Origin of the sequence: Microbacterium pratiae (genome assembly GCF_047302165.1) — a bacterium.
Taxonomy (GTDB): Bacteria; Actinomycetota; Actinomycetes; order Actinomycetales; family Microbacteriaceae; genus Microbacterium.
In genome coordinates this window covers 408536-426507 of sequence record NZ_CP154843.1, presented here as the reverse complement: position 1 = coordinate 426507, position 17972 = coordinate 408536, and the positions used below count along the sequence as shown (strand labels likewise).

Here is a 17972-nt window from a genome sequence, read left to right as displayed (position 1 = left end):
GCGGGCGCCCCGAGACGGTTCAGTGGGAGAGGGTCTGGAAGAGGTCGAAGGCGTCGTCGGCGCTGAGGTCGTCGTGCACGACCGCGCGGACGGCCGCGAGCATGGCGGCGGGGTGCTCCGACTGGAAGACGTTGCGTCCCATGTCGACGCCCGCCGCGCCTTCCGCCATGGCGCGCGACGCGACGCGGAGCGCCTCGCGCTCCTCGACCTTCTTGCCGCCGGCGATGACGATCGGGACGGGGCACGCGCTCGTGATCGTCTCGAAGCCCTCCTCGACGTAGTAGGTCTTCACGAACGCCGCACCGAGCTCGGCGCTGATGCGGGTCGCGAGCCGGAAATAGCGGGCGTCGCGCACCATGTCGCGGCCGACGGCGGTGACGGCGAGCACCGGGATGCCGGTCGCCTGGCCCGCGTCGACGAGCGTCGTCATGTTGCGCACCGACTTCGTCTCGTTGTCGCCGCCGATGAAGACCTGCACGGCGAGGGCCGCGGCATCCAGTCGCACGGCGTCGTCGATCGAGACGGCGACCTCTTCGTCGGAGAGCTCCTTCAGCACGCTCGGTCCGCCCGAGGCGCGGAGCACGATGCCCTTCGACGAGTGCGGCGGGATGGTCGTGCGCAGTGCGCCCCGCGTGCACATCAGCGCATCCGCCTGGGGAACGAGCGGGAGGATCGAGCGGTCGAGCCGTTCGAGGCCGGACGTCGGCCCCTGGAAGTAGCCGTGATCGAACGCGAGCATCACGGTCTTGCCGTCGCGGGGGTCGAACACGCGCGACATCCGCGCACGCATCCCCCAGTCCTGGCCTGCTTGGCCCTTGATGGGGTAGCCGGTGCCGGCCGCTGCGGGGCCGGAGTAGTCGGTTCCCTCACGCAGGTCGTCGAGGTCAGCCATGGATGTTCTCCTTGTTCTTCGGGGTGGGGTCGGTGTCGGCGCGTCGGGCCGAGGGAGCGGGGGCTGGTCGCTGCAGGCTCGCCCGCAGTCGGTGGAGGGAGCTGCGGCCGGTTCCGGTGGCGGCCGAGGCGATCACGACCACGAGGACGACGAGCACGCCCTTGAGGACGTTCTGCGCGCCGACCGACCACCCCACGAGGTTGAGCAGTCCCGACAGCAGCACGAAGAAGAGGGCGCCGGTCCAGGCGCCGGCCGGGACGGGGCGACCGCCCGAGATGAGGGTCCCGCCGATCACGACGACGGCGATGGAGTCGAGCATGTACGAGCTGCCGAGCACCGTGCTGGGGGAGATGAACGCGGCGAGCAGGCCGCCGACGAGTCCCGCCAGGCCCGCCGACACGAGGTAGGCGGTGACCGTCACGCCCGCCACCGGCAGGCCTGCGCGCTCGGCTGCGCGAACGCTCTGGCCGACCGCGATGACGGCCACGCCGACACGGGTCCGCGTGAGAGCGAGCCAGACGATCACGGTCATCGCCGCGACGACGAGGGCGATGACGGGGATGCCGAACGCCTTGGCCGTGACGAAGGCCCGCAGTCCCGCGTCGGCGCCGCCGCGCGCGGCATCCGCCAGCAGCAGCGTCGCGGACGTGACGATGAGGCTCGTCGCCAGCGTCGCGATGATCGGCGGGACCCGCAGGAGCAGGATCGCGGCGACGCTGACCGCACCGGCGGCGAGTCCGGAACCGACGCCGGCGGCGAGCCCGACCATCGGCCCCGCCGTGGCGCCCACGCCGACGGAGACGTACGAGGCCATCGAGATGACGGTGCCGACGGAGACGTCGATGTTGCCCGGGCCGAGGGTGATCACGAGCATCTGTCCGAGGGCGACGAGCACGAGGAACGGCGCCAGCGAGAGGGCCTGGGTCATCGGGTCGAGGGGAGACCCGGGCCGCACGGCGATGATGACCGCCCATACGGCGAGCACGCCGAGGAGCGACCACCCCCAGGCGGGCCAGGCGGGCCCGCGGCGGAGAGCCGGGAGCGGGATGGAGGCGGAGGTCATCGCGCGATCCTCTCGGTGATCATGCGGCCTGCGAGCACGGCGATGACGATGACGCCTTGTGCGGCCGATTGCAGGGCGGACGGGAGGTTGATGAGGCTGAGCAGCACGGTGATGAGTCCGAGGGTGATGGCGCCGAGCGTCGTGCCGATCGGCAGGGCGCGGCCGCCTGAGAAGGTGCCGCCGCCCAGGATGACCGCGGCGATCGTCATGAGCGTGTACTCCCCGGCGGCGTTGATGTCGCCCGACCAGGTCTGCGAGGCGAGGAGGAGACCCGAGACGACGAGGAGAGCGGCCGCCGCGACGTAGGCGGTCGCGCGGGTCGCGACGAGCGAGGCGCCGGTCTTCTCGAGCGTCGCGGCCTGCGAGCCGAGCGCGCGCATGCGTGCACCCGCGAGCGAGCGACGGGTGATCCACCAGCCCAGCGCCGTCGCCGCCGCGATGAAGATGAGCGGCGCCGGGAACCAGGTCGGTCGCCAGGTCGACAGCGCCGAGAGCCAGTCGGGGGTCTGTCCGCCGGGCGTCGGCCGGATCTGCAGGCCGATCCCCAGCCACACGAACGACATGCCCAGCGTCAGGATGATCGAGGGCACCCCGCGGCGCTGCACGACCCACGCGAGAAGGGCGTAGACGGCGAGGATGCCGGCGATCATGGCGATCGCGAGCGCGGGCGTTTCACGGAGGAGCGTCGCCGCGATGACCGTGATGAGGCCCACGAGGTACCCGACGCTCAGGTCGATGTCGCCGACGGCCATCATGATCATCTGCGCCTGGGCGGCGAGGACGAGCGGCACCGACGACATCAGCATGAGGGTGAGGCCGGGCACGCTGAGGATGCCGGGCTGCAGGGCCGCGGTCAGCGCGAAGATGGCGATGAGCGCGACGAGCGCGAGGAGCGCGGGCGATCCGTTGACGGCGGAGGCGCGCAGACGCTGCGGCGCGGTGGGCGGGGAGAGCACGTCGGTGGTCATCGGTCCTCCTGGACTGTCTCGGCGTCGATCCCGAAGGAGTCGGCGATGATGCGCTCGTCGGTGATGTCGTCGCCCGCGAGCTCGCTGACGACGCGTCCGGCGCGGAAGACGTAGACGCGGTCGCAGTGCGCCATCTCGCCGTTCTCCGTGGAGTACCAGACGATCGAGCGGCCTCGTGCCGCCTCGACGCGCATGAGGGCGTACAGCTCGTTCTTCGTGGTGACGTCGACGCCGCGGAAGGGGTCGTCGAGCAGCACGAGAGGCGCGTCGGTCGCGAACGCCCGCGCCACGATGACCTTCTGCTGGTTCCCGCCCGACAGAGACGTGATCGGGGCGCGTGCCCCGCCCTTCACGTTCAGGCGCTGCACCCATTCCTCGGCGAGCCGCCGCCGTCGCCCCGGCGGGACGACTCCCGCCGTCGCGAGATGACGCGTGGCGGAGACGGTGAGGTTGTCGGCGACGTTCCAGAGCGAGAAGATGCCGCTCGTCTGGCGGTCGCCGGGAACGTAGGCGCGTCCGCGGACGACGCGGACGCCGCGCGCGTTCGACCAGAGCCGGCGCAGCAGCTCATCCTGGCCGTGTCCGGCGAGTCCGGCGAGGCCCACGATCTCACCCGGGGAGACGGAGAACGGCACATCGCCCCCGTCGATCCGCGCGACGGTCCCCGGGGCGTCGATCTCGGGCGGTGCGCCGGCAGCGCTGACCCGGCGCACCGTCGCGGTGTCGGCGTGGACCTCGCCGCCCATGGCCGCCAGCAGCGCGTCCTCGTCGGTCTCCTCCGCCGAGACGACCTGCACCACGCGTCCGTCCTTCATGACGGCGATGCGGTCGGCGTGGGCCAGCACCTCCTGCATCCGGTGCGAGATGAGGACCATCCCGACGCCCTCCGCGGCGAGCCCGCGCAGGGCTTCGTAGAGCTGGCGGGTCGCATTGATGCTGAGCGATTCGGTCGGCTCGTCGAGGATGAGCAGCGACAGCGACGGCGTGCACAGGGCGCGCACGATCTCGACCATCTGGCGCTGCGCCATCGTGAGGTCGCCGGCCCGGCGCAGGACCGAGACGCCGTGCCCGGGGAAGACCTCGTCGAGTTTGCGCGACACGCGCCGCTCGGCGCGGCGGTTCCAGCCCGCGCCGCGGGTTCCGGAATCCGAGAGCGCGATGTTCTCCGCGACCGTCAGGTCGGGGCAGAGGGCGAGCTCCTGATAGATCATCCGGACACCGGGCTGCTCGGTGCCGGGCTTCGCGGTGCCGGACTTCGCGGTGCCGGGCGTCGCGGTGCCGGCGCCGGTCTGCCAGCGGATGCTGCCGGCGTCGGGCTGCTCGCGCCCGGCGAGCACCCGCATGAGGGTGCTCTTGCCGGCGCCGTTGTGGCCGACCAGGCCGAGGATCTCGCCGGCGGCGACCGAGATGTCGATCCCGGCCAGAGCCGTCGTGTTTCCGTACCGTTTGGCGACGGCCTCGGCCGTGACGAGCGCCACGTCCGAGGGGGCGGTCGCGGGGGTGTGCGACAGGGTTGTCATCGGGTCTCCTGGTTCGAGCTGGTCGGCCACGGCGTCACCGGTTGTCAGGGCAGCGCGGGCACGGCGACGTCGTCGCCGGCGAGCAGAGCCGCGATGGCGGCGTCGGTGGTCCCCTCGTCCCAGGCGTTCGCCGCGTACTCATCGGTGCCGAGGGCGTCGACCCAGTAATCGAGGTTCTCCTGGGTGACCTGCACGAGCGGCAGCACGACCTCGTCGGGCACCTCGTCGCCGCGCAGCTTCGCGATGGCGGCGTAGAGGGCGGCGACGATCTGCCCGGGGTCGGTCAGCGCGGCGAACGAGCCGTTGTCGATGCCGCTCTCTTTCCAGAACGACAGCGACTTGCCGTCGGTGTCGAAGACGACGACCGGGATGTCGCGGCCGGCCGACTGGAACGCCTGCACGACGCCCATGCCGCCGATGCATCCGGGGACGGCGGCGATCGTCGGCATCGAGCCGAGGATCGCGACGATCTCCTTCTGCGCCGTCGCGGCGTCGCAGAAGCCGTTCACCTCGGCCGCGACCTTCACGTCGGGGTAATCGGCGAGGATCTCCTGCTGGCGGGCGTAGAACGCCTCGTCGGGCTGCGAGCCGATGACGCCGCGGTTGAGGATGATGTCGCCGGTGCCGCCGATCGCGTCGAGGGCGGGCTGGAGCGAGTCGGCGCCCCACTGCCCGTAGTCGTTGCGCACGACGATGCCGCAGCTGGTGTCCATGTCGGCGTCGACGATCACGACGGTGATCCCGGCCGCGCAGGCCTCCTCGACGACGGGCACGAGGGCGGTCGACGAGGCGGGGATCACCATGAGCACGTCGGGGTTCTGCAGCATGAGGCTGCGGATCTGCGACGCCTGCTCGGTCGCGCTGTTCTCGCCCGGGGCGTTGACGACGCTGTAGTCGGAGACGACCCCGCTCTCTTTGAGCTTCGCGGCCTCGGTCTCGAACTTGTCGATGAGGGTCAGGCGCCAGCCGTTGACGAACCCGTTCGACAGGGCGACCTTCAGGCCCTGGGGTTCTCCGCCGGCAGCGGTGGTGTCGGTCGGGCTGCCGGCGCAGCCGGCGAGGACGAGAGCGGAGATCGCTGTCGCGGCCGCTGCGGCGAGCATGCGGCGGGTGGTCGGGAACGTCATCGTTGTGCCTCCTGGTGTCGCATCGTTGCGAGGTGCCGATGTCACGAGGGCGTGCGGGCTGCCAAACTCGTAACAACCAACCTGTCATGACAAGTTGGTGATGACTAAGATAGGGAGCGGGCCGCCGGGTGTCAACACGGCGCCGATACGCTCGCCGTGACGGCCCGATCGAGGAGGCTCCCATGACCGCAGCGACGACGCTCGACCGCTCGTCCGATCTCCCGCTGTGGCAGCAGCTGTCGCTCGCGCTGCGCAGTGAGATCGAGTCGGGGCGCCTCCGGCCGGACCAGGCGCTCCCCTCCGAGTCGGAGCTGATCGATCGCTTCGGGGTCTCGCGCACCGTCGTCCGCGAGGCGCTGGCCGACATGGTGCGCGCCGGCCTGATCTACAAGGTGCGCGCCCGCGGATCGTTCGTCTCGCCGCAGCGCCCTGATCTCAGGTTCGTGGGTTCGATGGCCGGCTCGTCGGACGACCTGGCCGGAACCGGCCGGGTGGTCACGACGCGCGTGCTCGACTTCGCCGTCGGAACCGCGGATGCCGCTGATGCCGAGGCGCTGCGGATTCCGACGGGCGCGCCCGTGGTGCGGCTCCGCCGCTTGCGGCGCGTCGACGAAACGCCCTGGCTGCTGGTCGACACGGTGCTGCCGCACGACCGTTTCCCGACGCTCGCGCGCGCCAACCTCGAGAACCGTTCGCTGTACGAGCACCTGAGACGCAACTTCGGCGTGCAGCCGAGCGGCGCCGATCGCTGGCTCGGCGCGGTCGTCCCCGAGCCGTCGGACGCTGAACTCCTCGAGCTCGCGCCGGGTCAGCCGGTGCTCTCGATCGAGTCGATCGCCTGGGATGCCGACGGGGTCCCGTTCGAGCGGTACCTGGCGCTCCATCGCAGCGATGAGTCGCGCTTCTACGTGGGAATCCGCTGATCTCCCGCTCTGCGGTAAGGAGAACGATTATCAGTAACGTACAATTGAAGGCATGACCCGTCGACTCCTCCCCGCCGCCGTGCTCGTGGCAGCGGCATCCCTCGCCCTCGCCGGCTGCGCCGGCACCTCATCGCCGGCCGCGGACGGCTCGGACGACGGCAGGATCAGCGTCGTCGCCTCGACCAACGTCTACGGGTCGCTGGCCGCCGAAGTGGGTGGCGATGCCGTCGAGGTGACCTCGATCGTGACCTCGCTCGCGCAGGACCCGCACTCGTACGAGGCGTCGGCGCGCGACCAGCTGACGGTGTCGCAGGCCGATCTCATCATCGAGAACGGCGGCGGCTACGACTCGTTCCTCGACGGGCTCGTCGAGTCGAGCGGCAGCACCGCCCCCGTGCTCACGGCGGTCGAGTTCTCGCACGACTTCCCCGGCGCCGAAGGCCACGACGACCACGCTTCGGATGAAGGCGACGACCACGCCTCGGATGAAGGCGACGACCACGATCACGAGGGTCATGACCACATCGAGGGCTTCAACGAGCACGTCTGGTACGACCCGCACACGATCGCGCACCTCGTCGAGGACATCGCTCATGAGCTCGGCGAGCTCGACGCGGCCCAGGCCGACACCTTCGAGGCGAACGCCCAGGCGCTCATCGAGCGGATCGACGGCCTCGAGACGTCGCTCGACACCATCTCGGCGGCCCATCAGGGCGAGAAGATCTTCGTGACCGAGCCGGTGCCGCTGTACCTGGCCGCTGCCGCGGGCCTCGAGAACGCGACTCCGGCCGCTTTCAGCGAAGCCGTCGAGGAGGGACAGGACGTGCCCCCCGCGACGCTCCTCGAGGCGCAGCAGATCCTGCGCGCCGGGGAGGTGCGCATCGTGATCGTCAACGCCCAGACGGGCGGCGCCGAGACGACGGAGATCACCAAGCTCGCCGGCGAGCTGAACATCCCCGTGCTCGAGTTCACCGAGCTCATGCCCGACGGCGTCGACTACGTCGGCTGGATGCAGCAGAACATCGACGAGATCTCGGGCGCCCTCGCGGGCTGACCCGCCGCCCGAACCCTCCTCAGTCCGCCGTCGGGGCCTCGCTCCGGCGGCGGACGAGCGCCTTCAGGAGGGCCTGCTGCTCGTCCGCGGAGGTGCGAGCGGCCGAGACGTTCTCCGTCTCGACGGCGGCGACGATCTCGGCGCGCTGGATGCGGGTCGACCGCGGCGCTTCGATGCCGAGTCGGATGCTGTCGCCCTTGACCTCGAGCACCGTGAGCTCGATGTCGTCGCCGATGAGCACCTTCTCACCGACTCGTCTCGTCAACACCAGCATCCGATCACCCTACTTTCCGGACGCGCTCCGCGCGCTCCGCGGTCGACGCGAGTCTCATACGGTCGTGATGGCGTGGGCATCGCCGATCGTGTCCCGGACGACGCCGACCGTGTCGATCGCCAGGCCGCCGGCCGTCGCCTCGGTGTACGACAGCACCGGCAGCCCGTCCGTCTGCGACGAGATGAGGCGGCGGACGGCGGAGCGCAGCGACGGCGCGCACACGAGCACGGGCTCGGGGCCGGGGCCCGCCCCCTCCAGAGCGGCCCGCGTCGAGGCTACGACGGCCTCCAGCCGGCGGGGGTCGAGCGCGATGTGCGGGCCGTCCTCGCTCGGCCGCATCGCCTCGAGCATCGACTGCTCGAGCAGCGGGTCGATCATGACGATGCGCAGCCGTCCCTGTTCGGCGAACCGGGTCGCGACGGCGGGACCGAGCGCGAGGCGCGCCGCCTCGATCAGGGCATCGGGATCGGTCGTCGTCTTCGCCCGCAGGGCGAGCGCCTCGTAGATCCGGGTCAGGTCGTTGATCGGGATGCGCTCCGCGAGCAGACCCTGCAGCACACGCTGGACCTCGGCCAGCGACAGCAGCGCCGGTGTGAGCTCCTCGACGGCTGCGGGACTGGACTGGCGCAGCGTCTCGGTGAGCTGACGGACGTCCTCGCGGCTGAGCAGGCGCGAGGCGTGAGCCTGGATGACCGAGGAGAGATGGGTGATGATGACGCTCGCTCGGTCGACGACGGTCGCACCCGCGAGCTCGGCGCTGTGCCGCATCTCGAGGGGAACCCACTTCCCGTCGATCCCGAAGACCGGGTCGGGCGACGCCCGGCCGGGCAGGGTCTCGAGGCCCGAGCCCAGGGCGAGGAGCGAGGACCGGGGCGCGACCCCGCGACCCGCCTCGATCCCGGCGACCCGGATGACATAGGTCGACGGCGGCAGCTCGATGCTGTCGCGCGTGCGGACGGGCGGGACGATGAGCCCGAGCTCGAGCGCGGTCTTGCGTCGCAGCGACCGGACGCGTCCGAGCAGGTCGTCGGGACCGCCGGTGACGAGGTCGACGATGTCAGGCGCCAGCAGGATCTCGAGCGCGTGCACCCGCATCCGCTCGGCCAGCTCCTCGGGGGTGTCGACGGCTCCGCGGGGATCGACGTCCGGGGCGTCCTCCGCCGCCTGAGTCTGCTCGCGGCGTCCGACCCGCTGCGCGATCAGCAGCAGGGTCGCGCCGATGACGAGGAACGGCAACATCGGCATCCCGGGGATGAACGACATCACGATCGCCGCACCGCCCGCGATCGAGAGCGCGTTGCGCGACTGCGTCAGCTGCGCCGCCGCAGCCGAGCCCATGTCGGACTCCGCGCCCGAGCGCGTGACGATCATGCCCGTCGCGACCGCCATGAGCAGCGCGGGGATCTGCGTGACGAGGCCGTCGCCGATCGTGAGCAGGGCGTACGTGTTGAGCGCCTCGCCCGCCTCCATGCCCTTCGAGAGCATGCCGATCGCGACGCCGCCGACCAGGTTGATGATGATGATCACGAGACCGGCGATCGCGTCGCCCTTGACGAACTTCGAGGCGCCGTCCATCGCGCCGTAGAAGTCGGCCTCGGCGGCGATCTCGGCCCGCCGTCGCCGAGCCTCGGTGTCGCTGATGAGGCCCGCGTTGAGGTCGGCGTCGATCGCCATCTGCTTGCCGGGCATGGCGTCGAGGGTGAAACGGGCGCCGACTTCGGCGACGCGCTCGGCGCCCTTCGTCACGACGACGAACTGGATGACGATGAGGATCAGGAAGACCACGATGCCGATGACGAGCGACCCGCCCACGGCGATCGCGGCGAACGCGTCGATGACCTGCCCCGCGTGCGCCTCGCCCAGAACGAGCTTCGTCGATGCGACGTTCAGCCCCAGGCGGAACAGCGTCGCCACCAGCAGCAGCGACGGGAAGACCGCGAAATCGAGCGGTCGCTTCACGAACATCGCGGTCAGCAGGATCAGCAGGGCGAACAGGATGTTCGTGATGATGAGGACGTCGAGGATCGGCGGTGGCACCGGCACGATCAGCAGCATGATGATGCCGACGACCCCCATCGGCACCAGCGACCTTCTCAGGATGTTCATCGGGGTGCCTTCCTCTCGGGAACGGTGTGGACGCCGCGTGCCGCGCCGCGGCGCTTGAGCCCGTCGACGAAGACGAGCACGCGAGCGACGGCGGTGTAGAGCTCGCCGGGGATCTCCTGGCCGAGCTCGCAGGCCCCGTGCAGGGCGCGGGCGAGCGGGATGTCGCGGACGAGGGGGACCCCGGCCTCGTGCGCCCGCTCGCGGATGCGCTCGGCGATGAGGCCCTGGCCCTTCGCGACGACGCGCGGCGCCGACTTGCCCGGCTCGTAGCGCAGGGCGACGGCGATGTGCGTGGGGTTCACGAGCACGACATCCGCGTCGCCGACGGCGGCGATCATGCGGTTGCGGCTCATCGCCATCTGCCGCGCGCGGCGCTGGCTGCGGATGAGCGGGTCGCCCTCGGAGTTCTTGTGCTCGTCGCGCGCTTCCTTCTTGGTCACGCGGGTGTGCTTGCGGTTGCGGCGCATGACGACGAGCACGTCGATCGCCGCGAGCAGCACGCCGACCGCGACCGCGGTGATGAGCAGCGCCGTCACCACGTTCGAGGCGATCTCGAGCAGCCGCGTGATCGGATGCGCGCCGCTCATCGTCAGAACGGGCATCAACCCGGCGACGACGAACCACAGCGCGAGGCCGATCGCGGCGGTCTTCAGCAGCGCCTTCGCGCCCTCCCACAGCGCCGGCACGCCGAAGAGCCGCTTGACGCCGTTCAGCACGTTGAACTGCTCGAACCGCGTCGGCACGCCGCGCAGATGGATGCCGCCCTGGGCGACCGAGCCGACGATCGCGACGATCGCGACGGCCAGCAGGGCCGTGCCGAGGATGGCCGGGATGCTGCCGAGGGCCGACGACAGGACGGCGACGGCATGGTCGGGGTCGGGGTTGCGGATGACGGCGGCGATCTCGACGAACTGCGCGGCGCCGGCATCCGCACCCGCCCCGATCATGGCGGGCAGGACGAGCGCGACCGTGCCGATCGCGAGCCAGGCGGACAGGTCCTGACTGCGCGACAGCTTGCCCTTGCGATGGGCCTCGCGCAGCTGTCGGCGGCTGGCCTGCTCGGTGCGTTCTCCGCTGTCGCTGCTCACGACTCGCCCCCGATCATCGGGTGCCGCCGATCAGCAGGCCGGTCGCCTGGTCGGTGAGGGCGCCGACCACGGCCGGCAGGGCGAGGATGACGCTCCCCGCCAGCAGGAACGTCAGGATGATCTTCAGCGGGAAGCCGAGCGCGAACGCGTTGAGCGCCGGCGCGACGCGGCTGACGAGCCCGAGCGCGATGTCGGCGAGGAAGAGGACGAGCAGCAGGGGACCGGCGATCTGGAGCGCGGCGACGAGGAGCTGCGACGCCGTGTCGACCAGCAGCTCCACCGGGCGGGTGAGGTCGAGCATGCCGTCGACGGGGATCGCCGTGAAGCTGCGTGCGAGTCCCGCGAGGATCAGCTGATAGCCGTTGCTCGCGAAGAGAAGGGCGAGCGCGATCATCTGGAAGAGACGGGTGAACTGAGCGCCGTTGACGTTCATCTGCGGGTCGAAGCCCTGCGCGAGCTGGAAGCCTCCGAAGACGTCGATCAGGCCACCCGCCGACTGCACGACGGCGAAGCACGTCATCACGAGGAACCCGAGCAGCGCCCCCGTGACGACCTGAGCGGTCAGGGCGAGGAAGAAGGCGCCGGTGTCGAGGCTCTGATATCCCGGCGCCACCGTGCCGCTCAGGGCGAGGGCGACCCCGATCGCGACCATCGCCTTGATGCGGGCGGGGAAAGCGCCGTACGAGAACGGCGGGGCCGTGAAGACGAACGCGGTCGTGCGGACCGCCGCGAGTCCCGTGGCCTCGATCCAGGCGAAGTCGAGCAGCAGCTGCATCTCAACCGCCCGAGAGAAGGTGCGGGATGCGGTCGAACATCGTGTGGGTGAAGGTGATCGCCTCCGCGATCATCCAGTGTCCGCAGACGACGAGGGCGATCGCGACGGCGACGGCCTTCGGCACGAACGAGAGCGTGACCTCCTGGATCTGCGTGATCGACTGCAGGAGCGAGATGGCGAAGCCCACCACGAGCGCCGTGATGAGCAGCGGAGCGGCCAGCTTCGCGGCGAGGACGACGCCCTCCATGCCGATGTCGAGGACGGCTTCAGGGTTCACACGTGCCCCCGGTCATCCGCCCGCTCCGTAGCTCTCCATGAGCGTGCGGAGGATGAGCCCCCACCCGTCGACGAGCACGAAGAGCAGGATCTTGAAGGGCAGCGAGATCATCACCGGCGGGAGCATCATCATGCCCATCGACATCAGCGCCGCCGCGACGACGAGGTCGATGACGAGGAACGGGACGAAGATGACGAAGCCGATGATGAAGGCCGCGCGCAGCTCCGAGATCATGAACGCCGGGATGAGGGTGATCATCGGGACGCTCGCCGGGTCCTGGGGGTTGTCGGCCCCGGCGAACCGGGTCATGAGCGCGAGGTCCTCCTCACGCGTGAACGACAGCATCCACGTGCGCAGCGGGTCGGAGCCGACGCCCACGGCGTCGGTGAACGTCATCGAGCCGTCGATGTAGGGCTGCACCGCGACCGTGTTGATCTCGGTGAGCACCGGCCACATCACGAAGAGGGTGAGGAACAGGGCGAGGCCCGCGAGCACCTGGTTGGGCGGGATCGTGGGCAGCGAGAGGGCGTTCCGGGTCATCGCCAGCACGACGAAGATCTTCGTGAACGACGACATCATGAGGAGCAGCGCGGGGGCGACCGACAGCAGCGTGATGCCGATGAGCGTGAGCACCGACGACGAGGGCGTTCCGTCGATGCCGTTGATGTCGACCGATACCCCGCCGTTCGGCGGTGGCGTCGAGGCGGCGACGAGCACGAGCGCGCCGAGCGCGCCGCCCGAGATCACGCGCCCAGGGCCCGGCGCAGCACCTGTGCGGCATCACGCGCGGTCATGGCAGCCGGGCGGGTGGTACGGGCTGTGCTGCGTGCCGTGCGCTCCGCGCGGGCCTGCGAGCGCAGCAGGGGGACGGGCGGCGCGAGGGGCGTGTCGCCCGCGACATCCCGCAGAGCCGGGCGGCTCGTGCCGACACCGCCGTGTGCGGCATCCCGTGTCGTGGTGTCCGGTGCCGGGTCGATGCGGTCGAGCATGGACACGCCGCCCTCGGTGATGCCGAGGACGTACCGGGCGCCGTCGATCTCGACGACGGCGACCTGCGCCTTCGGGCCGATGCCGCGCTTGGCGACGACGGTGATGTCGGCGACGGCATCCGCGCGTGCCGACCGGCGACTGCGCTGCCGGCCCGTGCGCGCCCCGGCAGCGCTGCCGCGCGAGAAGCGACGCTGCAGCACCCACACGATCGCGAGCACGACGCCGAGGGAGACGACGACGCGCAGCGCGAGCAGCAGATCGTCGATGTCAGGCCTCCGCGTTCTCGATGATGCGCGTGATGCGCACCGCGTAGTCCTGGTCCACGACGACGATCTCGCCGTGGGCGATGAGCCGTCCGTTGAGCTTCACGTCGGCGGGAGCGCCGGCCGAGCGGTCGAGCTCGATGATGCGGCCGGGCTCGAGATCGAGCACGTCCCGCACGGTCATGCGGGTGCGCCCGACCTCGACCGTGAGCTCCATCTCCACCCCGGCGATGCGCTGCAGGCGGCGCGGCGAGGCCGCGGCGGGATGGGAGACGCGGACGGCGAGGCGCCCGATCACGCGGGCATCCTCGTCGACGAGGTCGAACACCTGCGCGGCGGGGTGGGCGAACAGCGACGAGGCGTCGCCGATGCTCGCTTCGCCCAGCACGCTCGGCCCGAACGCCGTCGCGGCGGCGTCGAGGGCGTCGCGGAGGCGTTCCGTGAGCGGCAGGTCGGCGTCAGCGCCGACGAGGGCGGACTCGTCGAGCACCACGACCGCGAGGGCCGCGCTCGTGTCGCCGACGGACGAGACGACGACGGCATCGCCGGTCTCGCCCCCGCTCGTCCCGGGGCGGGCGGTGATGCGCGACGCGGTCGGGAGCCGGTCGGCGAATGCCGCCGCGGCCGCGGCCTCGTGGGTGGTGGTGCTGGTCATGGCGACTCCTCGGACAGCGCGGGGGAGAGATCGGATGCCGTCACGACGCACGCGAGCCGCGCGCCGTGCGAGCCCACGGCGGCGGAAGCGACGACGTGCGCGTCGACGGTGAGATCGAGGGGGCGGTCGGCCGCGTGGGCGAGCGAGATGACGTCGCCGACGGCGAGGTCGAGGACCTCGGCGGGTCGCACCGCGCGCGGCGCGAGACGCAGCGTCACCTCGACGGGCGTCTGCTCGACGTGGCGGCGGACGACTCCCGGGTCGTTCGTCGCGCGTGGCGCCGACGCGCTGTCGGTGAGGCGCTCGAGCAGCGTCGCGGCGGGGAGGGCGATCGTCGCCGTCTCCGTACGGTCGGCGAGGCGCATCGAGAACCGGGCGACGACCACGAGGTCCTGGCCGCCGACGACCTGCGCGAACGCGGCGTTGTACTGGACGGCGCCGACGCTCAGCTCGCGGGGAAGCAGCGAGCCGAGGGACGTGCGGAGGTGTCCGAGGGTCTCGTCCATGAGCGACCGGATGAGCGCCTGTTCGATCGCCGTCAGCGCGCGCGCCTCGGGGCGCTGCGAGCCGTCGCCGCCGAGCATCTTCACGATCCACGACAGCGCCGAGGGCAGCGGGAACTCGATGACCGCACGATCGTCCGAGGTCGCGTCCGAGCACAGCACGAGCGTCGTCGTCGGCGGGACCGTCGCGACGTACTCGTCGTAGGTCTCGAGGCTCACCCGTTCGAGCGCGATGTGCGCGCGCACGCGGGCCTTCGCCGCGAGGAGCATCGCCCACTGCCGCGCGAAGGCGTCGAAGGCCCCGGCGAGAGCGCGCGTGTGCTCACGGGACAGCGCCGCGGGTCGGCCGAAGTCGTAGCGTTCCGGGGCCGCGGTCGCGGCATCCTCGGTTCGCGCGCTCGGGGCGATCGGCACGGTCTGCACGCCACGGACTATCGGTCGCGTCGCGCGTCTCGTTAGCCCCGGGCTGCGGGGTTGGGGTTGGGCTCGGGTCGGGTTGGGTTGGGTTGGGTTGGCAGCTTGTGCCCGATGAGGACGAGGGATGCGGCGCGACCTGCCATGTGAGTGCTGAGCATGGCGGGGGCTTGGGCTTGGGTTTGCGGGTTGTGCCCCGTCAGGGCTGGGGATGGGGCTAGTTCTGCCAGGAGAGGCGTGGGTGTGGGTGTGGGCTCAGGTTGGGTTGGCAGTTTGTGCCCCTTTGGGCGCGGGGATGGGGCGCGAGCTGCCAGCTGAGTGCTGGGCGCGGCATAGTCGCGGATCGGGTTGGCAGGTTGTGCCCCATCGAGCCTGAGGATGCGGCGCGAGTTGCCAGGTGAACGCTGGGCGTGGCGCGTGCCTGGCGCGGGGCCCGGGTTGGGTTGGCTTGGCGGGTTGTGCCCTTTTTGGCCCTGGGGATGGGGCGGGAGTTGCGGGGTGAGTGCTGGGCGTGGCGCGTGGCTGGCGCGGGGCCCGGGTCGGGTTGGCGGTTTGTGCCCCTTTGGCCGCGGGGATGCGGCGCGAGTTGCCAGGTGAGTGCTGAGCGCGGCGTGGTCACGGGTCAGGTTGGCAGGTTGTGCCCCATCGAGCCTGAGGATGCGGCGCGAGTTGCGGCGTGAGTGCTGGGTGTGGCGTGGGCCTGGCGCGGGGCCCGGGTTGGGTTGGCGGTTTGTGTCCCTTTGGGCGCGGGGAAGGGGCGCGAGGTGCCAGGCGAGTGTTGGCGTGGCGTAGGCCCGGGGTTGGATGGCAGGTCGCGCCCCCTCAGACCGGGGGATGCGGCGCGACCTGCCATGTGAGTGTCGGGCGCAGACCCGGGCTTGGGCTGGCGGGTTGTGCCTAATCAAGCCTGTGGATGCGGCGCGAGGTGCCGGGCGAGTGTTGGCGTGGCGCAGGCCCGGGGTTGGATTGGCAGGTTACGCCACATCAGGGGTAGGGATGGGGCGCGAGCTGCCAGGTGATGTGTTGGGCGTGGCGCGGGCCCTGGGTTGGGTTGGCAGGTCGCGCCCATTCAGGGCGAGGGATGCGGCGCGAGCTGCCAGGTGAGCACGAGCTCAAACCCGAGCTCGAGCAGGAGCGCGGGGCACGGAGCCCGAGCGCGGGGCGCGGGGCTCAGCCGGCGGCGGCGGCGAGAGCGGGGAGCTCGCCGCGCACCTGGGCATCGGCATCCGAGAGCACGACGATGTCGACGCGACGGTTCTGCGCGAGGGCCTCGGCGCTCGACCCCTCGGCGAGGGGCCGTGATGCGCCGAAACCCACCGAGCTGATGCGCTCGCGCGTCACACCGCGTGCGTCGACGAGATAGCCGAGCACGCCGTTGGCCCGCGCAGTCGAGAGCTCCCAGTTGTCGGCGAACGGCGCGACGGCGGGACGGGCATCGGCGTGGCCCTCGACCGAGATGAGGTGGGTGTCCGCGGCGAGCACGGCTCCCGCGGCGTCGAGCACAGCCCGGGCCCGATCGCTCAGGTCGGTGCTGTTCGTGTCGAAGAACGTCTCGGCGCTCACGAGACCGATCGTGAGGCCCCGGTCGTCGATCGTGAAGGTCGCTGCGTCGCCCAGCCCCTGTTCCGCGAGGGCGCCCTCGAGGCGTGAGCGCAGGTCATCGAGCGAGCTGTACTCCTGCTCGGCCGGAGTGGGAGCGGTCGGCGTCTCGACGAACCCCTCGCCCTCCTCCTCGACGAGCTCGGGAGGCACGACGACGCCCTCCGAGACATCGCGGGTCTCGGAGATCTCCGAACCGAACCCGGTCGCGAGCGACGCGCGCAGCTGCTCGAACTTCTCCTGATCGACGTTCGACATCGCGAACATGACGATGAACATGCACATCATCACGGTGATCATGTCGAGGTACGACGCCATCCAGCGCTCGTCGGGGCCCTCGTGCGAGGACTCCATGACGCGGCGGCGACGCGGCGCGCTCATACTCCGGCGTCCGCGGGCTCGTCGGCCGCCGTCTTCGTGCGACCCCGTCCGGGCTTGGTCTCGGGGGCGAGCGCGCGCAGGCGCTCGGCGACGAGCATCGGCGGGTTGCCCGCCTGGACGGCGAGCATCCCCTCGGTGACGAGCGTCATGCGGTCGACCTCGATCTCGGCGAGGCGCTGCAGCCGCGTGCCGATCGGCAGCCAGATGAAGTTCGCCGACAGCAGGCCCCACAGCGTCGCGACGAACGCGGCCGCGATGAGGGGACCGAGCTGATCGGGCTTGTCGAGGTACTCGAGCACGTGGGTGAGCGAGACGACCGTCCCGACGATGCCGACCGTCGGGGCGTAGCCGCCCAGCGCGGAATAGAACCGCGAGGCGGTGCGGCGCTCCGCCGCGACGGTGGCGACCCGGTCCTCCAGGACGACGCGCAGGTCTTCGGCATCCGTTCCGTCGGCGATGCTCTGCAGGGCGTGCCGCAGCAGCGGATCCTTCTCGTCGGCCACGGCGCTCTCGAGGGCCAGCAGGCCCTCGGCGCGCGCCTTCTCGGCGTATCCGACGACGGTGTCGATGAGTGCTTCGGTCGATCCCTTGATGCCCACGAACGCCCTCGGCAGCGCGCGCACCGCACCCGCGGCATCCCGCAGTGTGCCTCCCGCGATACCGATCGCGATCGTCGCGCCGAAGACCAGCACCATGGGAGCGGGCAGCAGCAGCGCGTTGAGGCTGGCCCCCTCGAGCTGGATCATCGCCCACAGGCCGCCGAAGGCGAGCAGGATGCCGATGAGCAGTGACGGATCCATCAGCGCTCGCCCCCGGGTGCGGTGGCGGCGGCTGCGGAGGCCGACCCGGGTGCCGACCCGGATGCCGAGGCATGGCCGAGCGCCGTGGCGAGCACGCGGGCCCGGAACTCGACGATGCTCTGGATGACGGCATCCATCGTCTCCGCGACGACGAACGTCGCCCCGTCGACGAGCGTGAGCGTCGTGTCGGGGCTCGCCTGAATGCGTTCGACGAGGTCGGGGTTCACGGCGAACCGATGACGGTTCAGTCGTGTGAGAACGATCATGTCGCCCTTCTCGTCGGTCGGCGCGCGGGGGAAC

19 protein-coding genes are annotated in these 17972 nt (G+C 71.1%); 2 read left to right on the top strand and 17 right to left on the bottom strand.

Annotation, left to right across the window (positions count from 1 at the left end; all coding sequences use genetic code 11):
* Positions 1-19: 19 nt before the first annotated feature.
* From lsrF to AA0Y20_RS01995, 5 genes are read right to left on the bottom strand one after another with little or no spacing between them, the layout of a single operon-like run.
* A complete protein-coding gene (lsrF, locus tag AA0Y20_RS02015) occupies positions 20-892 on the bottom strand; it encodes a 3-hydroxy-5-phosphonooxypentane-2,4-dione thiolase (protein ID WP_412937032.1) in 873 nt (290 codons plus the stop codon).
* Positions 885-1955 carry an ABC transporter permease gene (locus AA0Y20_RS02010; RefSeq protein ID WP_412937030.1) on the bottom strand — a complete coding sequence of 357 codons (1071 nt, stop codon included), beginning with the start codon at positions 1953-1955 and terminating at the stop codon, positions 885-887. Before AA0Y20_RS02010 ends, lsrF begins: the two co-directional genes overlap by 8 nt.
* Positions 1952-2923 carry an ABC transporter permease gene (locus AA0Y20_RS02005; RefSeq protein WP_412937028.1) on the bottom strand — a complete coding sequence of 324 codons (972 nt, stop codon included), beginning with the start codon at positions 2921-2923 and terminating at the stop codon, positions 1952-1954. The genes AA0Y20_RS02010 and AA0Y20_RS02005 overlap by 4 nt, the downstream gene beginning before the upstream one ends.
* Complete coding sequence (locus AA0Y20_RS02000) at positions 2920-4443, bottom strand: sugar ABC transporter ATP-binding protein (RefSeq protein ID WP_412937027.1); 1524 nt, start codon at positions 4441-4443, stop codon at positions 2920-2922. The genes AA0Y20_RS02005 and AA0Y20_RS02000 overlap by 4 nt, the downstream gene beginning before the upstream one ends.
* A gap of 44 nt (positions 4444-4487) precedes the next feature.
* Entirely contained in the window at positions 4488-5570 is a 1083-nt protein-coding gene (locus AA0Y20_RS01995) for a substrate-binding domain-containing protein (RefSeq protein WP_412937025.1), read from the bottom strand.
* Between the two features lie 182 nt (positions 5571-5752).
* Between AA0Y20_RS01995 and AA0Y20_RS01990 the strand changes: the two genes are divergently transcribed.
* Positions 5753-6493 carry a GntR family transcriptional regulator gene (locus AA0Y20_RS01990; RefSeq protein ID WP_412937023.1) on the top strand — a complete coding sequence of 247 codons (741 nt, stop codon included), beginning with the start codon at positions 5753-5755 and terminating at the stop codon, positions 6491-6493.
* A 52-nt stretch (positions 6494-6545) separates the two neighbouring features.
* Entirely contained in the window at positions 6546-7547 is a 1002-nt protein-coding gene (locus AA0Y20_RS01985) for a metal ABC transporter solute-binding protein, Zn/Mn family (RefSeq protein WP_412937021.1), read from the top strand.
* A gap of 19 nt (positions 7548-7566) precedes the next feature.
* Here the strand turns inward: AA0Y20_RS01985 and csrA are convergent, their stop codons facing one another.
* The 12 genes from csrA to AA0Y20_RS01925 all read right to left on the bottom strand — a co-directional run bounded on the left by csrA (position 7567) and on the right by AA0Y20_RS01925 (position 17938).
* Positions 7567-7821, bottom strand: coding sequence for a carbon storage regulator CsrA (gene csrA, locus AA0Y20_RS01980; RefSeq protein ID WP_412937019.1), 255 nt, complete (start codon positions 7819-7821; stop codon positions 7567-7569).
* A 54-nt stretch (positions 7822-7875) separates the two neighbouring features.
* The gene (locus AA0Y20_RS01975; RefSeq protein WP_412937017.1) at positions 7876-9927 is read right to left on the bottom strand and encodes a flagellar biosynthesis protein FlhA; all 2052 of its coding nucleotides are present in this window, start codon (positions 9925-9927) and stop codon (positions 7876-7878) included.
* Positions 9924-11015 carry a flagellar biosynthesis protein FlhB gene (locus tag AA0Y20_RS01970; RefSeq protein ID WP_412937015.1) on the bottom strand — a complete coding sequence of 364 codons (1092 nt, stop codon included), beginning with the start codon at positions 11013-11015 and terminating at the stop codon, positions 9924-9926. The genes AA0Y20_RS01975 and AA0Y20_RS01970 overlap by 4 nt, the downstream gene beginning before the upstream one ends.
* 13 nt (positions 11016-11028) lie before the next feature.
* Positions 11029-11790, bottom strand: a complete 762-nt coding sequence (locus AA0Y20_RS01965) for a flagellar biosynthetic protein FliR (RefSeq protein WP_412937014.1) — start codon at positions 11788-11790, stop codon at positions 11029-11031.
* A gap of 1 nt (position 11791) precedes the next feature.
* Positions 11792-12067, bottom strand: a complete 276-nt coding sequence (fliQ, locus tag AA0Y20_RS01960) for a flagellar biosynthesis protein FliQ (RefSeq protein ID WP_412937012.1) — start codon at positions 12065-12067, stop codon at positions 11792-11794.
* 12 nt (positions 12068-12079) lie between these two features.
* Entirely contained in the window at positions 12080-12814 is a 735-nt protein-coding gene (gene fliP, locus AA0Y20_RS01955) for a flagellar type III secretion system pore protein FliP (RefSeq protein ID WP_412937010.1), read from the bottom strand.
* Positions 12811-13275 (bottom strand): flagellar biosynthetic protein FliO, encoded by a 465-nt coding sequence (locus AA0Y20_RS01950; RefSeq protein ID WP_412937008.1) that lies wholly within the window; start codon positions 13273-13275, stop codon positions 12811-12813. Before AA0Y20_RS01950 ends, fliP begins: the two co-directional genes overlap by 4 nt.
* Before the next feature lie 49 nt (positions 13276-13324).
* Positions 13325-13975, bottom strand: a complete 651-nt coding sequence (gene fliN / locus AA0Y20_RS01945) for a flagellar motor switch protein FliN (RefSeq protein WP_412937006.1) — start codon at positions 13973-13975, stop codon at positions 13325-13327.
* Positions 13972-14901 carry a flagellar motor switch protein FliM gene (locus AA0Y20_RS01940; RefSeq protein ID WP_412937005.1) on the bottom strand — a complete coding sequence of 310 codons (930 nt, stop codon included), beginning with the start codon at positions 14899-14901 and terminating at the stop codon, positions 13972-13974. Before AA0Y20_RS01940 ends, fliN begins: the two co-directional genes overlap by 4 nt.
* 1161 nt (positions 14902-16062) lie before the next feature.
* Entirely contained in the window at positions 16063-16872 is an 810-nt protein-coding gene (locus AA0Y20_RS01935) for a flagellar motor protein MotB (RefSeq protein ID WP_412937003.1), read from the bottom strand.
* Entirely contained in the window at positions 16869-17672 is an 804-nt protein-coding gene (locus AA0Y20_RS01930) for a motility protein A (protein ID WP_412937001.1), read from the bottom strand. The genes AA0Y20_RS01935 and AA0Y20_RS01930 overlap by 4 nt, the downstream gene beginning before the upstream one ends.
* Positions 17672-17938, bottom strand: a complete 267-nt coding sequence (locus AA0Y20_RS01925; protein WP_412936999.1) for a flagellar FlbD family protein — start codon at positions 17936-17938, stop codon at positions 17672-17674. The genes AA0Y20_RS01930 and AA0Y20_RS01925 overlap by 1 nt, the downstream gene beginning before the upstream one ends.
* Between the last annotated feature and the right edge of the window lie 34 nt (positions 17939-17972).

What these genes read in the sequence shown, in the direction of transcription:
- lsrF (WP_412937032.1), bottom strand. Translation starts at nt 892, where the DNA reads ATGGCTGACCTCGACGACCTGCGTGAGGGAACCGACTACTCCGGCCCC.
- AA0Y20_RS02010 (WP_412937030.1), bottom strand. Translation starts at nt 1,955, where the DNA reads ATGACCTCCGCCTCCATCCCGCTCCCGGCTCTCCGCCGCGGGCCCGCC.
- AA0Y20_RS02005 (WP_412937028.1), bottom strand. Translation starts at nt 2,923, where the DNA reads ATGACCACCGACGTGCTCTCCCCGCCCACCGCGCCGCAGCGTCTGCGC.
- AA0Y20_RS02000 (WP_412937027.1), bottom strand. Translation starts at nt 4,443, where the DNA reads ATGACAACCCTGTCGCACACCCCCGCGACCGCCCCCTCGGACGTGGCG.
- AA0Y20_RS01995 (WP_412937025.1), bottom strand. Translation starts at nt 5,570, where the DNA reads ATGACGTTCCCGACCACCCGCCGCATGCTCGCCGCAGCGGCCGCGACA.
- AA0Y20_RS01990 (WP_412937023.1), top strand. Translation starts at nt 5,753, where the DNA reads ATGACCGCAGCGACGACGCTCGACCGCTCGTCCGATCTCCCGCTGTGG.
- AA0Y20_RS01985 (WP_412937021.1), top strand. Translation starts at nt 6,546, where the DNA reads ATGACCCGTCGACTCCTCCCCGCCGCCGTGCTCGTGGCAGCGGCATCC.
- csrA (WP_412937019.1), bottom strand. Translation starts at nt 7,821, where the DNA reads ATGCTGGTGTTGACGAGACGAGTCGGTGAGAAGGTGCTCATCGGCGAC.
- AA0Y20_RS01975 (WP_412937017.1), bottom strand. Translation starts at nt 9,927, where the DNA reads ATGAACATCCTGAGAAGGTCGCTGGTGCCGATGGGGGTCGTCGGCATC.
- AA0Y20_RS01965 (WP_412937014.1), bottom strand. Translation starts at nt 11,790, where the DNA reads ATGCAGCTGCTGCTCGACTTCGCCTGGATCGAGGCCACGGGACTCGCG.
- fliN (WP_412937006.1), bottom strand. Translation starts at nt 13,975, where the DNA reads ATGACCAGCACCACCACCCACGAGGCCGCGGCCGCGGCGGCATTCGCC.
- AA0Y20_RS01935 (WP_412937003.1), bottom strand. Translation starts at nt 16,872, where the DNA reads ATGAGCGCGCCGCGTCGCCGCCGCGTCATGGAGTCCTCGCACGAGGGC.
- AA0Y20_RS01930 (WP_412937001.1), bottom strand. Translation starts at nt 17,672, where the DNA reads ATGGATCCGTCACTGCTCATCGGCATCCTGCTCGCCTTCGGCGGCCTG.
- AA0Y20_RS01925 (WP_412936999.1), bottom strand. Translation starts at nt 17,938, where the DNA reads ATGATCGTTCTCACACGACTGAACCGTCATCGGTTCGCCGTGAACCCC.